This is a genomic window from Nocardia sp. NPDC060255, from assembly GCF_042727395.1.
Taxonomy (GTDB): domain Bacteria; phylum Actinomycetota; class Actinomycetes; order Mycobacteriales; family Mycobacteriaceae; genus Nocardia.
On the sequence record NZ_JBHXAU010000016.1, the window covers coordinates 54,388 to 76,239 of the forward strand.

Sequence of the window (21,852 nt, forward strand, 5' to 3'; positions counted from 1 at the left end):
GGCCTCCGTACCGGTGGTTGGCGCACACGCCTTCCGAGCGAACCCGGAATACCGCAGCGTGCGGCTGGAGCTGGGAGTTCTTCTTTATTTGGCCAAGCCGATCAGTGATCGGTGCCCGGCTGGTGATCGACGGGGCGCGAACCCCGCTTGATCAGCCCTGGCGCTGCTTGTGGCGCAGGTTGTCGCAGATCACCATGACCCGACCGTGACGGCGGATCACCTTGCACTTCTCGCAGATCTTCTTGACGCTCGGCTGAACCTTCACGTCCGTCCAATCTTCTTGTGGTTCACACGGGTGTGAACACAGTTTTTCCCCAGCCCAACTGGCTGGGGAAGTCTGTTGTGTCGCTCTGTCGAGCGACAGTCTCACCTTGTCGGCGAGGATCCCACCTTACCGAGCCCCCTCCGGGGGTCCGGGGGCGAAGCCCGCCGGGCGGGTTGTGGGGGTTGCACCCCCACAAAACACCAAGTGGATCGACTTCAGGCGAGCGCTCTCCGCGAGCAGCGGTCGCCCACTCGATTCACTTGTAGCGGTAGACGATCCGGCCGCGCGACAAGTCGTAGGGCGACAGCTCGACGACCACGCGGTCCTCGGGGAGGATACGAATGTAGTGCTGCCGCATCTTCCCGCTGATGTGCGCGAGAACCTTGTGACCGTTCTCGAGCTCGATCCGGAACATCGCATTGGGCAGCGGCTCGACAACTCGACCCTCGACCTCGATGGCCCCGTCTTTCTTCGCCATGTCCTCCGCGATCCCGGTTACGCTCAACCTGGTTTGTTTGGCTTGTTTCTGCTTACATGGATCTGTCGGTCGAAGTGACCGGTAGACACACAAACAGTCGGCGCATAGGTGCACCGCCGCTCCAGCTTACCGGTACCGGATGGTTCCGGCAAAAATGGCCTGCGCCAGCACCACCCGCCGGTACTCTTTTCGCCCCGATCAGAGTACGAAATCGGGGCCTGTGAGCCCCTGGCCTCCTGCCCTGCTGCCGTGTCCGGACGTCGCGTAAACTGACCGCTGTCCAGGTAAAGGGTCGAGCAGATCGAGGGGGACCCCGTGAGCGAGCGCAGCGAGCGAGCCCCGTACGCAGCGCCCATGGCCATGGCGGAGCTGAGCGCTAGCGAGGTGGCGGCTGCGAGTGAGCGAGCCATCGACGCAGCGCCCGCGGGTACAACGGAGCCGAGCGCTGGCGAGGTGGAGTTGTGAGTGAGCGCAGCCAGCGAACCATCAATACAGCGCCCACGGGCACAACGGAGCCGAGCGTTAGCGGGTGGAGTTGTGAGTGAGCGCAGCGCGCGGGCCATCGACACAGCGCCCGTGGGCACAACGGAGCCGAGCGTTAGCGAGGTGGAGTCGTGAGTGAGTGCACGCGCGAGCCATCAATACAGCGCCCGTGGGCACAACGGAGCCGAGCGCTAGCGGGGTGGAGTCGTGAGTGAGCGCAGCGCGCGAGCCATCAATACAGCGCCCACGGGTACAACGGAGCCGAGCGTTAGCGAGGTGGAGTTGTGAGCCGTAATAATGACGGCCTCCCCATGTTGCCGCCGTGGCTGTCCGAGAGCGACGTCACGCAGGTCGGCTACGAAGCGCCGGTACAGAATCTACCCTCCGACGATTTGATCGAAGAGGGACCTAGCCGCAGACGCGGGCGTCAAGAGAAGCGTGGTCGACGCTGGGGGCGCGACAAGAACAACGAGCAGCCCGCCGAGGAACAGCAGCCGCCCGCACCGCACGGACGTGCGCCGGAACCGGCACCGCAGCCCGAGTCACCGCGCGACGACCCGTGGCGGCAGCCGGGTTTGAACGCGTACGTTCAGCCGCGTCAGGATGACCCGTGGCAGGCCGGACCGCCGCGGACGGACGCATCGCGCTCCGAAACACCGCCCACCGAAGCACCTCAACAGCGCACCGAAGCACCGCAGCAGCGCACTGCTGCACCCGCGCAGGGTCTGCCCACCCGCAACCCTGGCCCGCCGCCGCCGGCCTTCCAGCCGCTCGGCAGGCGTACCGCGCCCGAGCCGCCCGCATCGGACGACCTGACCACCCGGCACCAGCCGGCCCGGCCCGATCTGCCTCCGCCACCGCCACTTCCGGATCCTCCGCAGCAGGCGCCGACGGCCGAGTCACCGCAGGCATCGACCGGTGTGTCGCAAGCACCCGCCGAGCGTTCCGCACCGCCCGAGTCCAGTGGCCCGCCGCCGTGGTTGGCCGGACCGCGGCCCGAGCAGCCGGCGCCCGGTCCGGTCGCACCGTCACGCCGTCCACCACTGCCCGATCCCCCACCGTCGCAGGGCAATCCGCCGGTCGGCCGGTCGACAGCGCCGCCCGCCGAGCAGGGACCGGCGCGTGGCGTGGCCGGTCCACCGCAGCGCGGACAAGAGCCCCCTACCCCGGGGCGGGAACCGCAGTCGTCGCACGACACCGCAGCCACCCAACGACCAGGCCCCGCAACGCCTCCAGCAGCTCAGGAGCCCAGCCGTGCCCCCGGCGACGGCGTGCTGCCCGCCGAGCGACCAAGCGCGACAACAACTCCGGAGTCTGTCACCGGAAGCCGCACGCAGCACGCACCGGATCGCGCACAGCCGGGCACCGAGCGCGCTGCGACGACGCCTCTCGGCACACCGCCAAATCAGGAACTCCCGAGCCGAGCACCCGCCGCGAGCTCGACACCGTCGGGCCCGAAGCGCGGACCGCAGGCGCCCGGCGGCGACACCGGCCCACACGGGCGGCCGCAGCCTGATCGCCCGGCCGCCGAGCAAGCCCCGAACGGCACGGCAGCGTCGCAACCGCCCGCCTGGCTGACCGGACAATCGGCACCGAGCAGCACCGAATCCGGTCCGCCGCAACGTGACTCCGGTCGGCAGGCACCCGATTGGGTGCCCTCGTCCAACGCCGGAACGTCTCGGACAACGAGCAGTGGTCGGCACCGCCTGCCCTCCGAGATCGAGGGACAGCCGGGAGCAGTCGACCAGCCCGGTCCACAAGCACCGCAGCCGAACGACCTCGCACAACCACCGGCCGGTCCGCATTCCCCGGGCGGCCCGTCCGGCTACCCATCCCAGGCACCGGGCAGCGAACAGCCAGGCCCTCCCACACCGGCCGAGCCATGGCGCAACGCGGCGGCCCCGGTGTGGGCAGACGAAATCGTCACGCCGACACCGTCCTCCGTCGGTGGACAAGCTTCGGGCAGTGAACGACCCGGCCCGCAGACACCCGGCGAACCCTGGCGCAACCAGGCAACCTCGGCACCGACCGGCGAAACCACCGGTCAGACACCACCTTTCGTCGGTGGACAAGCACCGGGTAACGAACAGCGCGGCCCGCAGGCACCCGGCGAACCCTGGCACAACCAAGCAGCACCCGCACCGACCGACGGAACCACCGGTCAGACACCACCTTTCGTAAGCGGACAAGCACCGAGCAGCGAACAACGCGGCCCGCAAGCACCCGGCGAGCCGTGGCGCAACCAGGCAACCTCGGCACCGACCGGCGAAACCGCCGGCCGGACACCACCATTGGCGGGCGGACAAGCACCGGGCGGCGAGCAGCTCGGACCGCAGCAGACCGGGCCGCAGCAGCCCCAGACGCAGACACGGGCGCCCGGCGGATTCGCCGGGCCGCAGATGGGCGGGCAAGCGCCGGGCACACCGTCTGCGCCGCCGGGACAGTGGGGTCGCCCGCCAGGGCAGATCCCGCCCGGTGGGCAGTACCAACCGGGTGTGCAGTATCAGTCCGGGCCGCCGCCGTCATTGGATGACGTGCCGATGCGGCGGGCCAAGAAGTCGCCGGGCAGTGGCTGGCGGAAAGCCGTGCATCACGTGTCGGGTGGCGCGCTCAATCCGGGCCTGTCCGCGGAAGAGATGCGCCTGCAGGAACTGGTCGCACGGATCAGGCAACCGGTCCGCGGCGACTATCGGATCGCGACGCTGTCACTGAAGGGTGGCGTCGGAAAGACCACCACGACAATGGGTATCGGGTCGATCTTCGCGTCCATCCGCGGCGACCGAGTGATCGCGGTGGACGCCAACCCCGACTTCGGCACACTGTCACAACGGGTTCCGCTGCAAACCAGGTCCACTGTGCGCGACCTGCTACTCGACCCGTCGATCCAGCGCTACTCGGATGTCCGCAGGCACACCTCCCAGGCCACCAGCCGACTGGAAGTGCTTGCCAGCGAACGCGATCCGGCAGCGTCGGAGGCCTTCAGCGAGGAGGAGTACCGCGCGGTCGCGCGCATCCTGCAACGCTTCTACAACATCATCCTCACCGACTGCGGCACCGGCCTAATGCACTCAGCGATGTCGGGCGTCCTAGATCTGGCCCACTCCCTGGTCCTGATCTCCTCCCCCGCGATCGACGGAGCCCGCAGCGCCGCAGCAACTTTGGACTGGCTGTCCCTCCACGGCCACGACCACCTGGTCCGCAACGCAGTGGTCGTGATCAACTCCCCGCGCGCCGGTTCACCGAATGTCGGCATCCAGCAACTACGCGAGTACTTCCTCTCCCGCTGCCGCGCCGTACACATCATCCCCTTCGACGCCCACATGTCCGAAGGCGCCGAAATCGACCTACACCGCCTCCACAAACAAACCAAGCGCGCCTACGTCGAACTCGCCGCCACCATCGCCGACGATTTCGCCACCGACCACCGCCGCTACCAACCCTGAAACACCCCCATGTCACACCGTCACGTGACACCGACCCCACCCACACCACACTTCCAAAGATCTGCACTCCCTCTCAGGATCCGCACCGACTCTAGGCCCCTATTCCGAGTGCCGATCCCGAGTAAGAGTGCGGATCTATGGCGAAGCCCGGCACAGCACGACCTACACTGAACCGCTCACCCCCTGTCTAACCTGCACACCCGCTATACCGGGTGAGAGGATTAGACAAAGGGTGAGCACCTTCCAATTACCCACGCGGACAGCGGAATCGACACTCCGTGTCGGAACCACGCACCCGGATCAGCCCCTACTGCCGGGCCGATTCGCCCTACTGCCGGGCCGATTCCGAGAGCGGGTGCGAATCGCCGGTGAAACCGGGTACAGCACCCCGTCACGAGTGCCCGGCACCCCCACCCCACCACGCCGAACCCAGAATCTGCGCACTCTCTCGGGACCTGCACCGGCTTTAGGGCCCTATTCCCAGTGCCGATCCCGAGACAGAGTGCAGATCCCGGGCATACCGGCCCGAGAGCCCCCGTCACAGGCTGATTGATCACCCGCACTCGCGCACCCCGTGCGGAAAACGGCGCACCGCACACAAACACGGTGCACCCCCCGCACTCACCACGCCGACAACAGAATCTGCGCACCCTCTCGGGACCTGCACCGGCTTTAGGGCCCTATTCCGAGTGCCGATCCCGAGTGTGGGTGCAGATCCTGGGCATACCGGCCGGAGAGCCCCCGTCGCAGGCTGATTGATCACCCGAAGTCGCGCACCCCGTGCAGAGAATACGCACCCGGCGCGACCCCCGCACTCACCACGCGTGCAACGGAATCCGCACTCTCACTCGGGACCTGCACTGGCATTAGGGCCCTATTCCCAGTGCACATCCCGAGTGAGGGTGCAGATCCTGGGCATACCGGCCGGAGAGCCCCCTTCGCAGGCTGATTGATCACCCGCACTCGCGCACCCCGTGCAGAGAACGCGCACCCGGCGCGCCCCCCGCACTCACCACGCGGGCAACGGAATCCGCACTCTCACTCGGGACCTGCACTGGCATTAGGGCCCTATTCCGAGTGCACATCCCGAGTGAGGGTGCAGATCCTGGGGATACCGGGGCGGGGGGCACCTGACGGGGTTGATCGCGCACCGAAACCGCCGCCGGCCAACCCGCTCTTATCCAAAGCGCTTGTGACGCAACCACAGCCAGGTGACCACCTCGGAAACGTGACATCGCGCACCTGACGCGCACCTAAAGTCGGGTACCCCACCTGACGTGCCCAGCACTACTCACAAGAAAACATGGGATCAGGTCTTCAGCTCACTGGACAGGTCATCGCCTGGAGTCCCTAAGCAGCACTTGCCCGGATAAGTCCACCTTTCCGAGGGTCTGTTTGTGTACTGGTCCGGGTTGGTATACGCACAGAGAACTCCGGTGGTGTGCTGGCTCAAAGGTTTTCGACTGGTTCATCAGATGACCGGAGTAGTGCTGGGCGCGTCAGGTGGGTACCCGGCCTGCTCTTCCGCGGCTTGTGATGGGCAACGCTTGTGTTCCAGCGTGAAGACTGGCTGTGGTCCCGACTCAAGACCCGAAAAGCCAACGCTCCAGGCGGTTTTGAGCTGAACCCACAGAGCGTCCATACCCCTCACAGGGACTATAAACGCTGTGAGGGGTATGGACGCTCTGTGAGACTCAACCTCGCACCCGTCGAGGGGGACGACGGAAGGGGTTGGGGGGCTACGGGGTTGGGGTTACCACTCGGGCAGGCGGCGTCTGCCTGCGAGGATGTCTCGGACGAGGTCGTCGTAGGCGTCGGCGAGTTCGGCGAGGTGATGCCATGCGCCGTGCAGTCTTTCGTCGTGTGCGTCGAGGGTCATCAGGGCGTGGTGGGCGCGGACCGAGGATTCGGCGAGGCGGTCGATGACCGCGCCGACAGTTTCGGTGTGCAGGGTGGCGCCGAGTCGGTGCTGGGGCACGCTGCGGGCGACCCAGTCGTCGATGGCCATGACCAATTCGACTCTGCGGCGCTCGATTTCGAGGACGACCAGCGGGTCGGTGTCCACCGAACCGCCGCGGCCGACCAGTCGCCGCTCGTGCAGCACCGCGAGATCGCGGGCGAACCAGAGCAGCGGACCACCGACCACGCGGTGCCCACGGCACGCCCGAACAAGTAGATCCGAGGTGGGAAGCAGTCCAGGAGCGTGGGACTGCACCACCGAATCGGTACACCGCAGTGTGCCGGGAAGAGCCATTACGACTGTTGTATCCGAACCTGCCACGTTGCCTCGCCGTCATCGCCGCACAACACCGGATCAGGACGTTCATTACAATAAACCTCTGAAGGCACCTGTCAAGCGTTACCGGGCCGTAGGAAGTCACGAAGAGTACACTTCGTTACCTGCACGACCAACCGAGGAGCAAGATGGCGGACGGTCCGACGTATCACCGGATCGCAGACCTCCTCCGCGAGGAGATCCGCGCAGGCAAGTGGAAACCGGGTGATCGGTTGCCCAGCCACACGGAGCTGGCCGAGCACATGCAGGTCTCGCTTACGACCGCTCGCAATGCGATTCAGGTGCTGGTCACCGAAAATCTTGTCTACACAGCGACTTCCCGCGGCACCATCGTGCGAAACCAGGAGGTCCTGGAATCGGTTGTCACCGACCATATTCGACAGGACCGGCCGAAATCGCCGCACGATATCTTCGAGGAGATCGCGCGCGCCGCACACCGGATACCGTCCAAGGAGTTCAGCGCGAAGATGGAGCCGGCCGGTCCCGCAGTAGCGTTATGGCTCGGCGTGCCGGAGGACTCCTGGGTGCTGGCCAGGACGGTCGTCCAGTTCCTCGATAACGAGCCGTGGTCCTGGGAGGTCAGCTTCTATCCCCGAGACTTGGCCGAGGCCACCGGAATCGACTCCCCGCACGACATTCCGGAGGGCACCACCCGGCGGTTGGCCGATCGCGGCCACGCGGAGACCGCGCACCGCGACACGTTGACCGCACGGCCCGCCTCCGCGGAAGAGGCCACCGTGCTCGGCGTGGCGGCGGGCACGATCCTGCTCGATCACCTGCGGATCGGCGCCAATCACGAGCGAGTCACCAGGGCGACTCGCCATCGTTCCATCGCCGCGAGCAACCGGCTCGCCTACCAACTCGGCGATGCCGAGGGTCTCGGTGTTATCGGACGCACGCTCGGCGTGCCGTATGAGCCAGGTGTGCCGTCAGCATGAGTAATATCGCGTTCCGCCAGGCCACAATTGGCGATCTGGGCTTCATCTGCCGACTACGACTGCAACGCACCGCGTGGCTGACCGCGCGCGGCTCCGATCAATGGACGGTCGCGGGCCGCGGAAAACCGATCGAGATCTTCGCGCGGGCGGTCGGCCGGTCGTTGGACGCGGGCGAGACCTGGATCGCGGAGGTAGCCGACGAACCCGCGGGCACCATCACTGTCGATCGCCACGCCGACCCGGGGCTGTGGTCACCGTGGGAACTATCCGACGCGGTCGTCGTCCACTACATGATCGTCGACCTGCGATTCGCCGGCTACCGGATCGGCCACCACCTGCTCGCCCACGCGGGAATGCTTGCGCGCCAACAGGAACGCGACTGGGTTCGCCTCGACGCGTGGACCACCAACACCGAACTGCATGACTACTACCGCAGGGAGGGCTTCCAGTTCGCCCGCATCGCGGGCCCGATCGCGACCGGGCCCTCCCGTGCACTCTTCGAACGACGCACCGACAGTTGGGATTTCGACACACCCGTCACCATCCCAGCCATCCGCATCGCGGGCAGCACACCCAAACTCGGTGCAGTCCAAGCCAATAACTGAGCCTAGACGGTCGGCGGAAGGTAGGCGATCTGCACCATCTCCTCTGCCCTGCTGCGCGAGGCCAGCGTGCCGCGGCCGGGCGGGAGCTTGCTCGGGCGGATCTCGCCGATGATCTTGCCCTCGTCCCGGGAACCGCTCATGATCAGCGTCTCCACCGACAGGTTCTTCATGCCGCCGATGATCGGGTCATAGAGGGCGCGCGAGACGCCACCCATGCGCCGAGTAACCACGAAATGCATGCCGATATCGCGGGCCTGCGGCAGGTATTCGATCAGCGGGGTGAAGGGATTGCTGCTGGCGGCCACCATGTCGTAGTCGTCGACCACGATGTAGATCTCCGGGCCCTCCCACCAACTGCGGTCGCGCAGCTGCTGCGGGGTGATATCGGAGTCCGGGATCCGCTGGGACAGGTACTGCGCGACCTCTTGGATCATCGGCCCGCAGGTCTGCGACGAGGTGGAATACCCGGCGAGTTGCTCGCCCTCGACCACGCCGAGCATGGTCCTGCGGTAGTCGATCATGATGATCTTCGCCTCGTCCGCGGTGGAATTCTCCACCACGCCCATCACGATGTTGCGCAGCAGCGTCGTCTTGCCGGATTCGACGTCGGCGAAGGCCATGAAATGCGGTTCGGTACTGAAATCCAGTACCAGCGGCTGCAATTCGGATTCGCCGAGACCGACGACCACCTTGGTGGGGCCGAGCTCGATGCCCTGCTCCCGCGCGGCGGCAAGCAGCCCGTCGCGGTCGAGCTGCCCCGGCAGCATCCGCACCTCCGGCGCGCGCCGGCCCGCGTGCAGCTCCGCGAGTTCCTGCCGCGCCCGGGTGACACCGTCGGCCAGCGAGCTCGGATCGGAGTCGGAGTCCAGTCGCGGCAGGGCGATGAGCATGTGCAGCTGTTCCGGGGTGAGACCACGGCCCGGGCGGCCGACCGGAACCTGAACGGCGGTGCGCCGCCCCATCTCCGAGTCCGACGGGTCGCCGAGGCGCAGCTCCAGCCTGGTGCCGATCTGATCCTTGATCGCGGGCCGGATCTCGGCCCACCGGGACGCACCGATGATGAGGTGGATGCCGTACGACAAGCCTTGTGCCGCAATGGCGGTGATCTGCGCCTCCAGCACGTCGAACTCTTCGCGGATCGCGGCCCAGCCGTCGATCACCAGGAACACGTCACCGAATCGGTCGTCGGCCAACGGATTTCCGGCCGATGCCGCGCCGTCGGGCACGTGCGCCGCGGCGGCGAACTTGCGCCGCCGGAATTCGGCCATCGACTCGATACCGAGCTCGGCGAAGCGTTCCTCGCGCTGGCGCATCAGTGAGGTGAGCTCGGCGATGGTGCGGCGCACCCGGTCGCTGTCGAGGCGACCGGCCACCGAGCCGACGTGCGGCAGCCCGACCAGGCCCGCCATCGAGCCGCCACCGAAGTCGAGGCAGTAGAACTGCACGTGCTGCGGGGTGTGGGTGGCGGCGGCGGCCATGATGATGGTGCGCAGGGTGGTCGATTTACCGGACTGCGGACCACCGACGACCGCCACATTGCCTTGTGCGCCACCGAGACTGATGGTGAGCACGTCACGGCGCTGCTCGTACGGCTTGTCGATGACGCCGATCGGCATCCACAGCTGGCCGTGCCGGTTGACCGGCGAGCGCCAATCCGGGTCGGGCAGCAGCATATCCACCGTCGGGGATTCGTCGAGCGGCGGCAGCCACACCTCGTGCGCCGGGCGGCCGTGTCCGGTCAGTCGCTTGACGACGGTGTCGAGCAGCGAGTCCGGAATGCCCTCCTCCGAGCCGGGCGCGGCGAAGGCCGACGGTGGCGGTGGGAGTTCGAGCATCGGGTTCATCGGTGACGGTGGCAGATCCAGCGCGGAGTCGGTCTCGACCGGTTCCGGCATCTCCACCGGCCCCGCGGTGAACACCGCGAGCCGCTGGCCGCCAACCGGGGCGCCGTCCTCGCCGGTCACCGTGCCGACGGGCGCGACATACGGGCCCGACACGTAGCTTGCGTTGAACCGCAACGGATCCGAGGCGTCGCTCTTCAGATATCCGGCGCCGGGCACGCTCGGCAGGTGGTAGGCGTCGGTGATGCCGAGCACCGCGCGCGACTCGTTGGCCGAGAAGGTGCGCAGGCCGATGCGGTAGGACAGATGCGACTCGAGGCCGCGAAGTTTGTTCTCCTCCAGGCGCTGCGAGGCGAGCAGCAGGTGTACATGCAGCGAGCGGCCGAGTCGGCCGATCATCACGAACAACTCGGCGAAATCCGGCTTCTGCGACAGCAGTTCGGAGAACTCGTCGACCACGACGAACAGCGCGGGCAGCGGATCGAGCGGAACGCCTGCGGCCCTTGCCTTCTCGTAGTCGGTGACGTTGGCGTAGTTGCCCGAGGCCCGCAGCAGTTCCTGCCGCCGGTTCATCTCACCGGCGAGCGCGTCCTTCATGCGGTCTACCAGCGACAGTTCCTCTTCCAGGTTGGTGATCACCGCGGCGACGTGCGGCAGTGAATCCAGGCCGAGGAAGGTCGCGCCACCCTTGAAGTCGACGAGCACCAGGTTCAGCGCGTCCGGCGAGTGCGTGGTGACCAGCGAAAGCACCAGGGTGCGAAGGAATTCCGACTTACCGGAACCGGTCGCGCCGATGCACAGGCCGTGCGGGCCCATGCCGTTCTCGGCCGACTCCTTGATGTCGATCTCCACCGGGGTGCCGTCCGGGGTGATGCCGATCGGCACGCGCAGCCGTTCCCGCGCCGTGCGCGGCCGCCAGACCCGGGCCGGGTCGATCTGCGCCGCATCCGGGATCTTCAGCAGGGCCATCAGCCCCGGATCGGCCGTCGAGCCCTCGCCGAGGCTGACGATCTGGGCCGCGGTGGCCAGCCGGTAGCGCGACAACGTCCGCGAAAAGGCCTCGGCCTCAGCCCAACTCACCACGTCGGCGGTGGCGAACTTCTCCACGCCCGCCGCGCTGCGGGCCGACACGTCGCGGTCGGCGGCGACCAACTGCAGCCCGCGCCGGGCCGCCAGCCCGCCCTCCGGGGCGGTGAGGTCGAGCACGGTCACCGAGTCCAGTCCGGATTCGCTGATCAGCCGTTCGTTGCCGTTGACGTATCCGTCGTCGATGATCACCACCAGGTGCAACCGCCCCTGGGTGGGCTGCGGGTTGCGCATGAAGCGGCCCCGCTCCATCAGCTCGGCCGACAGCGCGGTCTCCAGCTCGCCGAGCGAGGTGTACATCATGCGGGCCGAGCCCATGCCATCGCGCAGGGTCGGATGTTGCAGGTGCGGAAGCCATTTCGCCCACGCCCACGGCCCGTCCGGGTCCGCGCAGACGATGGCGACCGCGAGATGGTCGGGTCCGTGGAAGGTGACGAGTTCCATCAGCATGGAGCGGGTCAGCATGCGCGCGTCCTCGGGCGTGCCGCTGATGTTGATCGCCGGGAAGGCGCGCATCGACACCGCGGTCGGCAGGCTGTGCACCACCGAGTGGGTGCGCACGAACCGGCGCAGCGCGACGGTGGAGACCGGCTCCAGATCCTCCAGCGGACCGGTTTCCGGCCGGGCCAGCTTGGTGGCCAGCCGGTGGCTGCCCATGCCGACCCGGACGTGCCCGAAGTCGGGATCGTTGGGCCTGCGCTCCCACATCCGCCTGGTGCCGATCAGCGACGGCAGGTCGGCCGGATCCGGATGGCTCCAGGCCAGGGTCTCCAGCTGCTTGTTGCCGGTGCGCCGCACGTCCTTACGGATCTGATCCAGGTAGCGGAAGTAGTCCTTGCGTTCCTCGTTGAGCTCGACCGCCCGCTTGCCCGTGCCGCCGCGGAAGCCGGCCATCATGCCGACCATCGACATCAGCATCATCATCGGGAACATCATGGACAGCGGGTTGGCCAGCAGGTTGCGACCCATCATGGCCATCATCGCGATCATGCCGACCACCGCGACCACCATGACGATCGGCATCAGCTTCATCATCATGGGGGCGGGCAGCGCGCGCGAAATCTCCGGTGGCGGGGTCAGCGCCACCTCACCACCGGGTGCCCGTGGCGGCGCTATCCGGGGGCGTCGTACGAAACCTTCGGTAGCCATGGAGTCCTTCGATCGGTCGAGCTGTCTGCGTTCGGCGGGCAGCCCGCGCTACGGGTCGAATTCGGCGTCGATCTCCCGGCGTCGGCGGCGGTACGGAATCGATACCGCGATGCCGATGGCCAGGGCGGTCAAGCAGGTCAGCGAGCCGATCACCGCGACCCGGCGTGGCCGAGGGTCGGGGCCGGGCTGGATGACCGGCGCGGCGATCGCACGTGCGACATCGGCACTGTCGCTCACGGACTTGTCGGGCAGTTGCGCGGTGAGCGCGGCCAGCGGGTCGATCAGGCCTGCGCCGATCGCGTCGTCACGGCCGGCGCCCGGCGCCTGCGCGGTGCGGATGATGCGGTCGATCACCTGTCGCGCATCGAGATTCGGGAATCGGGACCGCACCAGCGCCGCCAGCCCGGCGACGTAGGGTGCCGCGAAACTGGTGCCGTCGACCGGGCGGATGCCCTCGTCGGTCTGCACGCCGTTCACCACGCCGACGCCGCCGGCCTTGCTGTCCAGCGACACGATATTGCGGCCGATCGCGGCGACGCCGACCCACGGGCCGTGCAGCGACAGGTCCGACGGCTTGCCGTCCGCGTCCACCGAGGCCACCGCGAGTACATACGGCGAGAACCAGGCCGGGCTGGCCACGGTGTTGACCGAATCCCAGCCGGAACCGTCGTTCTGCTTCTGGCATGGGCCGTTGTTCTCGACGTTCCCCGCGGCCGCCACCACGACGACATTACGTTCCGAGGCGTACTTCACCGCGGCTCCGAGCGCGGAGTCGGCGGTGTCGGATCCGGCTGGACTGCAGGCCACTTCGGAGATGTTGATGACGGTGGCGCCGAGATCGACCGCACGCACCACGGCCGCGGCCAGCGTGAGCACGCTGCCGTAGCCGTCGGCACGAATGGTGCCCGGCGGCTTTTCACCGCCGCGGTCCTTTTTCTCGTAGGCCAGGCTGAGCTGCCGGATGCTCAGGATCTCCGCATCGGGCGCGACCCCGGTGAACGCGTCGCCGGGACTCGGCTGCGCGGCGATAATTCCGGCCACCAGGGTGCCGTGCCCGTCGCAGTCGACGGTGCCGTCGGAATCGGAGACGTAGTCGCCGCCCGGCTGCAGGGCCGCCAAGCGCGGATGCCGTTGCACCCCGGTGTCGATCACCGCAACCTTCTGCCCGGCGCCCCGGCTGAACTGCCACGCTGCGGGCAGATCGAGCACCCGCTGCGAGATCGGTGGCTCGTTCGGCGGCGACCCGGTGAGCGCCGGTTCGGCGCACTGGTCGGCCTGCTGGGTCGGTTCCAAGGGCGCGGGACGACCGCTCAACACCTGTGCGATACCCAGCGCGCCCGGATCGATGCTGGGCGGCGAGATAGCGGCGGCGGGCGATGCGGGTGCGCTCACCAGGCCGACCACCGCGGCGGCACCGGCCATCCGCAGCAGGTTGCGACGGAAAGCGCTAGGGCCCATCGGTTCCCGCACTCATATGTTCCTGGCCATCGAGTAGACCCCCATGATCCACAGGACCAGCGGGATCAACGAGATGATCAGCAGGTACTCGAAGATTTCGATCATCCGCCTGGTGATCGGCGTGACCTCGATATGCGGTCCGATCACGCCGAAGCCCACCGTGCCCGCCGCGAAGGCGACGAGCAGGCCGACCCCGAGCAGTTCGAATTCCGTGTCGCCCAGCGCCAGACCGGCGGCCAGCCCGACGAAGGTCACGCAGCCACCCGCGATCAGCGTCGCGGCCTGGGTGAGATCGGCGAAGGACCGGCCGCGCAGGCACAGGATGATCCCGGTGACGACGGCGAGCACGATGCCCTGCCAGCGCGCCGAGCCGAGCGGGTCGGCCGCGCCGAACGCGCCGATCACCGCGGTCGCCGTGCACGCGACGATCAAGCCGGATTGGTACTGGTTGGCCGCGCGGGACCGCTCGCCGAGGCCGGACGCCGACGGCAGCGCGGTGGCGCCGATCGCGCCGATGCCCTCGATGGTCGGGCGCTGTTCATGATCGGCCGGGTCGATCGCGCCACCCGCGGTCGGCACCGGCGGGATCGGCAGCCGGGCCAGCCCGGCGGCCAGTCGCGGCACCATGGACAGCAGCGCGATGCCGACCACCACCAGGCCACCGGCCAGCTTCGGCAGACCGGGATGCCAGACCAGATACACCGCGGCGGCGATACCCGCGATGACGCTGAGCGCACCCGCGGCGGAGAACAAGGTCGCGCCCGCGCCGATGATCCGAAAGCCGAGCACCGCAGCCACGATCGTCACCGAACAGCCCAGCAACAGATGTGCGCTGCCCAGCGGACCCGGCACGAAAAGCGCGGCGCCGCCGAACAGCAGCAGCAGACCATCCAGTGACAACCAGACGGCGGAGAGCTGGTCGAGGTATTTGCGGGCGGCGAAGCCCGCGGCGACGAAGGCCCCGATACCCACGCCGGACAGCGCGAACGCGGGGGCCAGCGGATCGCCGTGCCCGCGCGAATTGATCAGCAGCGCCAACACGGTGAGCACCGTCAGCACCGAGGAGACCAGGCCCATCCAGCGCGCGGAGCCGCCGGTCCAGCTACGGAATTCCTCGGCGGTGAGCCGGGATACCGCGTCGATCACGTCGTCGAAGAGCGCGGGCGCTTCCTTCGCGGTGACCGAGCGCAGCACGAGCAGTTCGCCGTCGTGCACATCGGCGTCGTTGAGCGTGCGGCTCGGCGCGAACGCGTCCTGGCCGAGCCGCGCCAACGTCCAATGCTGGGCCTGCAGCGGCACCGAGTCGTCCTCGGCGTCGAACTGGTCGGGGTTGCGGGATTCGATCAGGGCCACCAGGTCGCCGATGAAGCCGGCGATCGGCACGGTTGCGGGCAGCCCGACATCGAGCTGAGTGTTCCCGCCGATGACGGAAACGCGGCTCAGCTCCGGTTCAGCGGCTCGCGTGCCACTGGTTGGTGACTCGATCAACGACCCCGGACCCCCGGCCTCTCCACTGACGATTGTTCACGCCTCGACGGCACCGGGTGGAACGTCTTCTGAGTGAACGACTTCGACACCCGTATGACTCTCACCTAGACAACACATGCGTTGCAACCTCTGGGCAGCTGAACCTAATGTAACGGACAGACCAGGCACTGCGCGATCGGTAGTCTGGGGGGCATAAAGAACTCATCCGCTACTACGAACGAAGACTTCGGGGTCCGACAGCCATGACCGGCAATCGCCAAGCACAACGCGCCTTCGACGCCGGAATTCTGTCGCTGGGATTGTCCATCGAGGGGCAGGAGTCCGCGCGCGATCTCGAGTACGCGAAGCTCGCCTTCCAGCGCGCCACCGAGTGGGATCCCACCATGTGCGACGCCTGGCTCGGCCGCGCCGCCGCGGGCGAGCTCACCAAGGACGTCTTGTTCAACATGCACAAGACCAGCGCGAGCACGCTGTACCGGGAGCAGCGCAGGCTCGGCCTGCAGCCGCGCGACCTGGCCGGCCGGTTCCTGCCCGGCCTCTATATCGACTACCCGCTGGCCAGCTACACCGAGATCTGGCTCGCCTGGGCCGCATTCCTCATCGCGGACAAGGAATACGACGAGGCCGAGCGGGTGCTCGACGAACTCGACACGTACCGCAGGTCCCAGCTGAGCGACCCGGATCGCGCGATCGACAACCGCATCTGCGCGTATGTCCGCGGCGTCATGCACTACAACACCCAGCGCTGGTCCGATGTGATGACCGTGCTGGCCGGTTCGGCCGAGTGGGACGACCCGTACCTCGCGGCGGGCGCGAACGTCATGGTCGGTACCGCCTGCGCGCAGCTCGGGCTGTTCGGTGAGGCGATCCGCCGGATGGAACAGGCCGAAGCGGGCCCGATCCCGGCCGCCCGATCGACCGCCATGTTCTGCCGCGGCCTGTGCCTGCGCGAATCCGGCAACGAAGAGGTGGCGCAGGGACTGTTCGAGAAGGTGTACTCGCAGGCCCCGGATTTCGAGGCGAACACTGCCGCGATGCGTGACCGCACCTATCGGATCAGCGTCACCTCCCGCGAAACGATCGACGCCCGCACCAACAGGTGGGATCCGGCCTCCGCGCCGTCGATGAAGGCGCTGGAGCAGGCCGAGACCGAGGATCGGGCCAAGAAGATCCTCGCCGACGCCCGGGCCGAACTGGACTCCCAGATCGGCTTGACCTCGGTGAAGACCCAGGTGGCCAAGCTGCAGTCGAGCGCGCAGATGGCGAAGATCCGCGCCGAGAAGGGCCTGGCCGCCGGGGCGCGCGGGCAGCACCTCGCGTTCACCGGCCCGCCTGGCACGGGTAAGACCACCATTGCCCGGGTGGTCGCCAAAATCTATTGCGGCGTCGGCATTTTGAAGACCGACAAGGTGGTCGAGGCCAAGCGCGTCGACTTCGTCGCCCAGCACCTCGGCGGCACCGCGGTCAAGTCGGAGGCGCTGATCGACAGCGCGATGGACGGCGTGCTGTTCATCGACGAGGCGTACACGCTGATCCAGACCGGCCTGCAGGGCGGCGACTCGTTCGGCCGTGAAGCCATCGATACGCTGCTGGCTCGGATGGAGAACGACCGCGACCGGCTGGTGGTGATCATCGCCGGATACGACGGCGAGATCGATCGCCTGCTCGCCGCCAATGATGGTCTGGCATCGCGGTTTTCCAAGCGCGTGCAGTTCCCGTCCTACACCCCCGCGGAACTCGGCGAGATCGGCAACGTCATCGCGCGCAAGCGGGATTCGGAACTGTCCGATGAGGCGCTCGCCCTGCTCGTCACCGCCTGCACCCAGCTCTACGAACTGCAGAGCACCGACCAGAGCGGTCAGCCGCGCCGCGGCGTCGACCTGGCGGGCAACGGCCGATTCATCCGCAACGTCATCGAAACCGCCGAGGAAGAGCGCGAATTCCGGCTGGCCAACGACGAAACCCTGGATCTGGCCAATATCGACGAGAATATGCTGATGCGCATCGAGGCGCCCGATATGCACGCCGCGCTCTCCAGCATCCTCGCCTCACTGAATGTCGGCTTCACCGGCTGACATACGGCCGCACGGCTAGTGCTGCGGCTCCAGCGGCAGCTGATCGCGCGCGATGAGCGCTTCCTTCGGCGACAGCGTGGCACCGGGAACCATCTGGCCGATGATCGCCCACGGCGCGAGCCGCGGGGTGTCCCCGAGACCGAGCACGCCCGCGGTCGCCATATCCGGAATGCCATAGCGGACACCGTTATCGGCGACGTAGAACAGGCTGCCGCGCCGTGGGCTGCCCGGCTCCATGCCGGTCACCTGAACGAACTCACCGCTGCCCGGCGGGACGTACACGGCGTCCACCCGGTCACCGGTGCCGTCGGCGGTGGCGAGGTCGACGGCCTTCGCCGACTCCGCGATCGGCACGCGCACACCGGCAAGCAGGGTGACCGACGCGCGTTCGGCCGGACCGTCACCCGCGTCGACCTTGCGGTTGGCCGGGGCCGTGCCCGGTGTCTTGGACCAGGCCACGCAGGTGACCGGGGCATCCTCGGCATTCAGGATCTTCGGGGTATCGACCGGAAAGTCGTTGATCGGCAACACGTCGTGCACCACTCGCACCCGGTCGAGCACGTCCGGCGGCATGGTCGGGATGTCGCTCATCCCGTGCGAGTCGGCGAACCGGATGAGCTGCGCGGTGAACGGGCTCACCGGCTGCAGCGCGTCAGCTAGCACGGCATACAGCTCGGGCTTGCCGTCGCCGAAATCGCGCACCGAGATGACGCCACCGACCGGAACATTCGACAGCGGGCCGGGGCCCGGCTGACCGGCCTGCGGGATCTGCGGCGCCCCGAGCGGCGGGACTTCCGTTGTCGCGCCGAGCATTCCGGTACCCACCGGACGCGGCCGGTGCGCAGGCAGGTTCAGCGCGCGCACCAGCACCGAGTTGCCCGGGTCGACCTCGGCCCGCTTGCCGTCGTAGACCAGGTAGGTCTTGCCGCTGCGCTTCACCAGCAGCGCCTCGTCCTTGCCCACCGTGCGGGTGCGATCACCGAGCGCCGGACGGCCCGCGATGATCGTCGTGGTGCCGCCGGTGGCCGAGGCCGCGCTACCGCCCTGCGACAGCGTGATCGTCTCGCACAGCGCCCATTCCGACCGCGGCCCCTGCGCCGACCCTGGCAGCGCGCTGGGCGCGCCGGGGATGCCGACCATCGGTCCGCGCGGCATGTCGTTGAGCTTGCTGTCCTTCACCGCGTTCGGCTCGGCATTGCTGCCGGTGATCAGCCGGGCGGAGGCCAGGTTCAGGACCGGATGCAGCGTCTTGGTGCCGTTCTGGCCCTGCACCACGACATACAGCGCGCCGCTCTGCTTGCCCGACACGATCACCGAGTCGCCGACCGCACCCTGCGGCTTCAGAAAGCTCAGGATGGCCGCACCGGCGATCACGAGTATCCCGAGCACCAAACCGACCATGAGCGAACGCACCTGGGACCGCATCGGATCGTGCAGCATGCGCACATCGCGCCGCACCAGCGCGTGATCGAGTCGGCGCAACAGGAATCGGTACCCGTTGACCTGGGCTCGGGTGGTCAGCTGTGCCGGCACAAGGTCTCCATCGAACTGTCGAGAGCCATCTTCATCGACACGGTACCGTAATTCCAGGACGGCCCTGAACCGATGATTTCATGGTCATGGGCGGTGGTCGTACAGGTGGCAGACAGGGACAACGCGTGACGACAACTGAGCAGCAGACCAGGCCCGACGGGGCGACCGAGCCGGAAGGCAGTGGTGCGCCGACACCGCCGGCCGACCCGGCTTCGGCCTACGACACCCTGCGCGACCCCGAGTTCTGGCTCTTCCGTGTCTATCCGCTGCGGGTGGTCGTGCCGGTGGTGGTGCTGGCCGCCGCGCTGGCCTGGATCGTGCTCGCCACAACGCATTCGCTGTGGGGTGCGATCGGCGCGGGCATCGGTTTCGCAGTGATCTTCCTGCTCCCGATCCGCGACCGCACCCCGGCCGGGCGGATCGGCGGCATGCTGGCCCGGCGGCGCACCGGGCGGCCCGCCGATCTGCTGACCCAGTCGCCCGCCTTCGATGTGCCGTTCAGCGAGGGCGGCGGTTACGGCGTGCGCTGGGACGGCGAGCTGCTGCTCACCATGCTGCGGATCGATCCGCCGCCGGACACGTTGACGCTGCTGCGCCGCGGTGAGCTGAGCACCGATCAGCTGCTTCCGCTCACCGAGATCGCCAGCTGCCTCGATCAATTCGATCTGACCCTGGCCGGTGTCGACATCGTCAGCACGGGCGCGCGCACCGCGGGCACCGGCATCGTCTCGCACCTGTACGACAGCATTCTCGGCCCGCTGCCCGCCATCGCGCACCGCACCCTGTGGCTGGTGCTGCGGCTGGATCCGCTGGCCAATGCCGAGGCGGTGGACAAGCGCGGTGGCGGCGGCACCGGCGCCCTGCGCACCGCGATGATCGCCACCCGCCGGGTGGCGAACCGGCTCGCCGCGCACGACATCGCCACCTCGGTGCTGACCGCCACCGAAATGAACACCGCGGTCCGCGAACTCACCCACGGCTTCGAGCTCGACCAGCTCGCCGAATCGCCGCGGTCCCTGGAGTATCAGGGCCGCTATATGACGCACTATCAGATCGGCGCGGACCTGATCGCCCCGCGCGGGCTGGCCGACATCTGGACGGTGCAGAGCCTGTCCACCACGGTGATCCTGCGGTTGCGTCCCGGAGCGAACCGGCACGACACCCGTGCCGACCATGCCGGCACCGTTGTCCTCAATGCCGTTGTCCGGTTCGACACCACTTTCGAACCGGAGGAGCCGCCGCTGCCCGGCCTGCGCGAACTGCCGGGCAATCAGCTGCGAATCCTGTTGGACACCTTGCCGATCGGGTCGGGCGGGCGCTGGGGCGCGGACACCGGATATCGCGGCACGATGACCGCGCTCACCGCCATCGCGGTGCCGACCGCGGGCTGCGGGCAGTTGATCGGGGCCGACGAGATCGGCCAGGGCATCGCGGTGCCGCTGGTCGGCGAGGGCACCCGGCACCTGGAGGTGATCGGCAACCTGGACCTGGCCCAGCAGGTGATCCTGCGGGCGACCGCGCTCGGCGCGCACGCCATCGTGCACACCGCACGGCCCGACGCGTGGCACACCATGGTGACCAACCTCGATGCGCCGCATGTGATTTCAATCGCGCCGCGGTCCGCGGGAGCCAGCTACCACGCACCCGCCGCACCGCCGCTACCCGCCGCGCCTTACCCGAGCACCACTGTCGTGGTGTTCGACGGGATCGCCCCGACCACGCACGCGGGCGGCGCCACCATCGTGCATGTACGCACGCCGGATCAACCGCCGGCGCCGATCGATGCCGACGTCACGCTGGTCCAGGATCCGGACGCGCCGAACCGGATCACCGTGCGCACCGCGACCGCGAGCGCGACCGTGTTCATGGTGACCACACCGGACGAGATGCACTACATCGGCGAATCGCTCGCCGCGCGCTGATCCGGGAATCCCTGCGCTGGTTCGGAAACCACAGCGCTGGCTCGAAGACCACTGTGCTGGTCTGCAAACCGAAACGGCCGGCCGGAACTGGATGTCCCGGTCGGCCGTCAGGTCGCGAACATGTCAGGAGAAGCCGTCGCCGACCTTCTTGTCGGCCGCGAGCGCGCGGTTCAGCGCGTCGTCCACCTGAGTGGCCAGGTCGTTCAGCTTCGCCACAGTGTCATCGAGCGCCGTGCTGAGTTTCTTGTGCTTCGCGTCGAAGCCTGCGATGGCGTCCGCGCCGGACAGGTTGTCGTGGAACCTTCCAGCCAACCTCTGGAGCGTGTCGATTTCGTTCCGTATATCTGTGCCATGCGTGCGCAAGTCGTCATGCAGCTGGTTCATAGTCCGCGGGTCGTAAAGCATGGGAGACGTCATTTTTTATTCCTTCGAACGATGGATCAGATGAATTGGTATAGGGCAGACCTATCAGGACTCGTCCACCTGCGTGAGGTACTTGCTGCCCTCGTCGATTGCTGTATTGAAATTGGTGAGCTCATTGTTCAGGTCGTCGGACTCGTGGCTCCAGGCGTCCACAACATCGTGGAACTTCTTGGCCGCTATGCCCTGCCAGCCGTTCTTCGCATCAATTGCGGAATGCTCAACTGCCTGGACCGATTTTCTGAGCTTCTCGATCACTACATGTATGTCGTTGACAACACTGCCGACGCCGGCGGCATCCTGGCCGACAGCATTGCCGGAACCACCAAGGTTAGTAAGTGCCATTTCATTGACCTTTCGTCATATGTGATG

The 21,852-nt window shown here is 67.6% G+C and carries 14 protein-coding genes; 5 read left to right on the forward strand and 9 right to left on the reverse strand.

Annotation, left to right across the window (positions count from 1 at the left end; translation table 11 throughout):
- Window positions 1–151 precede the first annotated feature (151 nt).
- Complete coding sequence (gene rpmJ, locus ACFWF1_RS26935) at window positions 152–265, reverse strand: 50S ribosomal protein L36 (protein WP_011207363.1); 114 nt, start codon at window positions 263–265, stop codon at window positions 152–154.
- Between the two features lie 256 nt (window positions 266–521).
- The gene (gene infA, locus ACFWF1_RS26940) at window positions 522–743 is read right to left on the reverse strand and encodes a translation initiation factor IF-1 (protein WP_003418601.1); all 222 of its coding nucleotides are present in this window, start codon (window positions 741–743) and stop codon (window positions 522–524) included.
- A gap of 767 nt (window positions 744–1,510) precedes the next feature.
- Between infA and ACFWF1_RS26945 the strand changes: the two genes are divergently transcribed.
- The gene (locus tag ACFWF1_RS26945; RefSeq protein WP_379322224.1) at window positions 1,511–4,669 is read left to right on the forward strand and encodes an AAA family ATPase; all 3,159 of its coding nucleotides are present in this window, start codon (window positions 1,511–1,513) and stop codon (window positions 4,667–4,669) included.
- Window positions 4,670–6,422: 1,753 nt separating this feature from the next.
- On the opposite strand, the gene ACFWF1_RS26950 is transcribed toward ACFWF1_RS26945, so the two are convergent.
- Complete coding sequence (locus tag ACFWF1_RS26950) at window positions 6,423–6,923, reverse strand: DUF4254 domain-containing protein (protein WP_379286808.1); 501 nt, start codon at window positions 6,921–6,923, stop codon at window positions 6,423–6,425.
- A gap of 170 nt (window positions 6,924–7,093) precedes the next feature.
- Here ACFWF1_RS26950 and ACFWF1_RS26955 point away from each other — a divergent pair, with 170 nt between their 5' ends.
- Both ACFWF1_RS26955 and ACFWF1_RS26960 read left to right on the forward strand, forming a co-directional pair.
- Window positions 7,094–7,903: a GntR family transcriptional regulator gene (locus tag ACFWF1_RS26955; protein WP_379286806.1), complete on the forward strand. Its 810-nt coding sequence runs from the start codon at window positions 7,094–7,096 to the stop codon at window positions 7,901–7,903.
- Complete coding sequence (locus ACFWF1_RS26960; RefSeq protein WP_379286805.1) at window positions 7,900–8,508, forward strand: GNAT family N-acetyltransferase; 609 nt, start codon at window positions 7,900–7,902, stop codon at window positions 8,506–8,508. The genes ACFWF1_RS26955 and ACFWF1_RS26960 overlap by 4 nt, the downstream gene beginning before the upstream one ends.
- Window positions 8,509–8,510: 2 nt before the next feature.
- Here the strand turns inward: ACFWF1_RS26960 and eccCa are convergent, their stop codons facing one another.
- The 3 genes from eccCa to eccD are packed head-to-tail and all read right to left on the reverse strand — an operon-like array spanning window position 8,511 to window position 15,530.
- A complete protein-coding gene (eccCa, locus tag ACFWF1_RS26965) occupies window positions 8,511–12,584 on the reverse strand; it encodes a type VII secretion protein EccCa (RefSeq protein WP_379286804.1) in 4,074 nt (1,357 codons plus the stop codon).
- Window positions 12,585–12,632: 48 nt separating this feature from the next.
- Window positions 12,633–14,042: a type VII secretion-associated serine protease mycosin gene (gene mycP / locus ACFWF1_RS26970; RefSeq protein ID WP_379322225.1), complete on the reverse strand. Its 1,410-nt coding sequence runs from the start codon at window positions 14,040–14,042 to the stop codon at window positions 12,633–12,635.
- Window positions 14,043–14,054: 12 nt separating this feature from the next.
- On the reverse strand, window positions 14,055–15,530 hold the full coding sequence (gene eccD, locus ACFWF1_RS26975; RefSeq protein ID WP_379286802.1) for a type VII secretion integral membrane protein EccD: 1,476 nt from the start codon (window positions 15,528–15,530) through the stop codon (window positions 14,055–14,057).
- A gap of 242 nt (window positions 15,531–15,772) precedes the next feature.
- Here eccD and eccA point away from each other — a divergent pair, with 242 nt between their 5' ends.
- Complete coding sequence (gene eccA / locus ACFWF1_RS26980) at window positions 15,773–17,605, forward strand: type VII secretion AAA-ATPase EccA (RefSeq protein WP_379286800.1); 1,833 nt, start codon at window positions 15,773–15,775, stop codon at window positions 17,603–17,605.
- A 15-nt stretch (window positions 17,606–17,620) separates the two neighbouring features.
- On the opposite strand, the gene eccB is transcribed toward eccA, so the two are convergent.
- Window positions 17,621–19,138 (reverse strand): type VII secretion protein EccB, encoded by a 1,518-nt coding sequence (gene eccB / locus ACFWF1_RS26985; RefSeq protein ID WP_379286798.1) that lies wholly within the window; start codon window positions 19,136–19,138, stop codon window positions 17,621–17,623.
- Between the two features lie 125 nt (window positions 19,139–19,263).
- Between eccB and eccE the strand changes: the two genes are divergently transcribed.
- On the forward strand, window positions 19,264–21,060 hold the full coding sequence (gene eccE / locus ACFWF1_RS26990) for a type VII secretion protein EccE (RefSeq protein WP_379286796.1): 1,797 nt from the start codon (window positions 19,264–19,266) through the stop codon (window positions 21,058–21,060).
- Window positions 21,061–21,183: 123 nt separating this feature from the next.
- Here eccE and ACFWF1_RS26995 read toward each other — a convergent pair whose 3' ends face one another.
- Both ACFWF1_RS26995 and ACFWF1_RS27000 read right to left on the reverse strand, forming a co-directional pair.
- Complete coding sequence (locus tag ACFWF1_RS26995) at window positions 21,184–21,372, reverse strand: hypothetical protein (RefSeq protein ID WP_379286795.1); 189 nt, start codon at window positions 21,370–21,372, stop codon at window positions 21,184–21,186.
- Window positions 21,373–21,528: 156 nt separating this feature from the next.
- Entirely contained in the window at window positions 21,529–21,825 is a 297-nt protein-coding gene (locus ACFWF1_RS27000) for a WXG100 family type VII secretion target (RefSeq protein WP_379286793.1), read from the reverse strand.
- Window positions 21,826–21,852: the final 27 nt, after the last annotated feature.